This window comes from Streptomyces jumonjinensis, assembly GCF_009600885.1.
Lineage (GTDB): Bacteria > Actinomycetota > Actinomycetes > Streptomycetales > Streptomycetaceae > Streptomyces > Streptomyces jumonjinensis.
On record NZ_VCLA01000081.1, the window covers coordinates 1 to 3,400 of the forward strand.

Annotated in this window: 1 protein-coding gene and 1 pseudogene; both read left to right on the top strand. The window is 71.2% G+C overall.

Annotated elements, in window-relative coordinates; translation table 11 throughout:
* Window positions 1–333: 333 nt before the first annotated feature.
* Window positions 334–1,023 carry a hypothetical protein gene (locus FF041_RS09830; protein WP_153522104.1) on the top strand — a complete coding sequence of 230 codons (690 nt, stop codon included), beginning with the start codon at window positions 334–336 and terminating at the stop codon, window positions 1,021–1,023.
* Window positions 1,024–1,059: 36 nt separating this feature from the next.
* Window positions 1,060–3,400 (top strand): annotated as a pseudogene (locus FF041_RS09835) (Helicase associated domain protein); the annotation flags it as partial.

The following is a 3,400-nucleotide window of genomic DNA, read 5'->3' on the forward strand; positions in this document are numbered from 1 at the left end:
CCGGGCACCGGTGCTCCGCACCGGCCAACTGGCGCACAGTCAAACTCTTTAGGCGGAAGGAAGATGATGGAGGGTCATCCCGCAAGCGGGATGACCCTAGCCCGGGTCCGCTGCGCTCCCCCGGCCAGACGGCCCCTCCGGCTGCGCCTCCAGAACCGTTGGGGCCCGCTGGCGCGGACCGGGCTGGCTGTGGGGGTGGGGGGTCGCTCGATCGTGTCGGGTTCCAGTGTATCGCGTGCATCAGGATGATGCAGCATGTACCGTTGGCGGAAACATAGGACACCCCCAAACTGCCTGGGAACCTCCCCGGAATTCCGAGAGGAACGACCGAAGATGACCGGTCAGCACGAATCTACCGGACCCGATCCCGCGCTGAGCAGCGATTCCGTGCGCCGGGTGAGCCAGTATCAGACGGCGGGCACCAACGCCCGGTTGAGGCTGTTCGCACTCCTGGCCGCCCAGGGCGTGCCCGCGAGCGAGGCGGACGACCTGGTGGCCGCGCTGGAGGCCGGAGCGGTCTCCGGGGCGCAGAGCGAGGTTGTCGAGCTGGACGGCATGGCGCCGGCCGCTCGGGGCGAGCTGTTCGCGGACGGCTGGGACGAGGGCGTGACGGCCGTGAGCGAGGCCCTGGTGGGCATCGCGGACCGGGACTGGTCGCGGCGTGGCGGCCGGTCGGCTGGGGCCGCTGAGCTGGCCGTACATATCGCGGACGTGAGGCAGCGTGAGCGGGCCGACCTGGTGCGGCTGGAGCGGTTCGTCCGGGAGGCCGTGCTGCCGGGTACCCACCCGCACACCATGGCGCGGCGCCGGGTGCTGGAGGCTCTGGGCGAGGCCGGCGGGCTGTGCGCGGCCCGGACGCGGAACGCGGACGGGGACGTCGTCGTGTGCACGCTCGGTGCCGGGCACTACGACCCGGACGACAGGCCGCCCTTCAGGGACGGGAAGCCGGGCGGCTGGCACAAAGCGGACGCCTCGATCTGGAACGACTTGGGCGCGCCCTGCATTCCGCACACGGCCCTCTGAAAGACCACACGGATTCAGCGCTCGGGGAGGCAAAGAATGTCAGCTATTCCGCTCAAGGAACACCAAGTAGATCAGCGGTCCGCGTTTCGCAGGTGGGTGGGATTCCCTGCAAGGTCATCCGTGCCCGCGCAGGGGGCCCGGGGCACGATCGTGTCAGCAACCGGCTCGGGCAAGACGATCACGGCCGCCGCGTGCGCGCTGGAGAGCTTCGCGGACGGCCGGATCCTCGTGACCGTCCCGACCCTGGACCTGCTCGCGCAGACCGCCCAGGCGTGGCTCCTGGTGGGCCACCGGGCCCCGATGGTCGCGGTGTGCTCGCTGGAGAACGACCCGGTGCTGAACGCGCTCGGCGTGCGGACCACCACGAACGCCATCCAGCTGGCCCTGTGGGCCGGGTCCGGGCCGGTCGTCGTGTTCGCCACGTACGCCTCTCTCGTGGACCGCGAGGACACCGGCGCACCGGCGGGCCAGCGGAAGGTTCACGGGCCGCTGGAGGCCGCGCTGGCGGGCGGGGAGCGCCTGTACGGCCAGCGCATGGACGGTTTTCACCTCGCGATCGTGGATGAGGCGCATGGAACCGCTGGTGATCTTGGGCGGCCGTGGGCGGCGATCCACGACAACGCCCGGATTCCGGCGGACTTCCGGCTCTACCTGACCGCGACCCCGCGCATCCTCGCCGCGGCCCGCCCGCAGAAGGGCGCGGACGGCCAGGAGCTGGAGATCGCGACCATGGCCGACGACCCGAACGGCGTGTTCGGCGCCTGGCTCCCCGGCGCCGAACTAGGGCTCTCGGAGGCGATCGAGCGGGAAATCCTCGCCGGATTCGAGATCGACGTCCTGGAGATCCGCGACCCCTCCCCCGTGATCGGCGAGACCGAGGAAGCCCGGCGCGGCCGGCGCCTGGCCCTGCTCCAGACCGCGCTCCTGGAGCACGCGGCCGCGTACAACCTGCGCACGGTCATGACCTTCCACCAGAAAGTGGAGGAGGCCGCCGCGTTCGCGGACAAGCTCCCGGAGACGGCAGCCGAGCTGTATCTCAACGACGCCACAGGCGACGACCTGGCCGCCGCCGACAAGCTCCCGAAGTCCACCATCGACGCCGACTTCTACGAGCTGGAAGCCGGCCGCCACGTCCCCCCGGACCGAGTGTGGTCCGCGTGGCTGTGCGGAGACCACCTCGTCAGCGAGCGGCGCGAGGTCCTGCGGCAGTTCGCCAACGGCATCGACGCAGCCGAGCACCGGGTCCACCGCGCCTTCCTCGCCTCCGTACGCGTCCTCGGCGAAGGCGTCGACATCACCGGCGAACGCGGGGTAGAGGCGATCTGCTTCGCCGACACCCGCGGCTCCCAGGTCGAGATCGTCCAGAACATCGGCCGCGCGCTCCGCCTCAACAAGGACGGCTCCACCAAGGTCGCCAGGATCATCGTGCCGGTCTTCCTGGAGCCGAACGAGGACCCCACCGACATGGTCGCCAGCGCCAGCTTCCGCCCCCTTGTAGCGGTCCTCCAGGGCCTGCGCTCGCACGACGAACGCCTGGTCGACAGCTCGCCTCCCGCGCGCTCACCAGCGGCAAGCGCAAGATCCACGTCCACCGTGACGAGAACGGGCAGATCGTCGGGGCCAGCGGCGCCAGCAACGGCGACGACCAGGAGCACGACGACGACACCGACGCCGCCGCCGAGTCAGCGCTGCTCCACTTCTCCAGCCCGCGCGACGCCGCGACCATCGCCGCGTTCCTGCGCACCCGGGTCTACCGGCCCGAGTCCCTGGTCTGGCTGGAGGGCTACCAGGCCCTCATCCGCTGGCGGAAGGAGAACGAGATCACCGGCGTCCACGCCGTGCCCTATGACGCAGAGGTGGAGGTCGGCGTCACCAAGGACTTTCCGCTTGGGCGGTGGGTGCATCAGCAGCGGAAGGCGCTGCGGGCGGGCGAGCTGGAGGAGCGGCGCAAGACGCTGTTGGACGCGCCGGAGGCCGGGATGCTCTGGGAGCCCGGCGAGGAAGCCTGGGAGGCCAAGCTCGCCGCGCTCCGCTCCTACCGGCGGGCGACCGGACACCTCGCACCACGGCAGGACGCCGTGTGGGGCGAAGGCGAGGCCATGGTGCCCATCGGGCAGCACATGGCCAACCTCCGCCGCAAGGGCGGGCTCGGGAAGAACCCGGCGCGCGCGGCGGAGCGGGCGGACCAGCTGGCGGCGGTCGACCCGGACTGGAACTGCCCCTGGCCGCTGAGCTGGCAGCGCCACTACCGAGTGCTCGCCGACCTGGTCGACGCCGACGGCCACCTCCCTCACATCCAGCCCGGCGTCATGTTCGACGGCGACGACATCGGCACCTGGAGGTGGAGGCAGCAGGAACCGGGCACGTGGGCACAGCT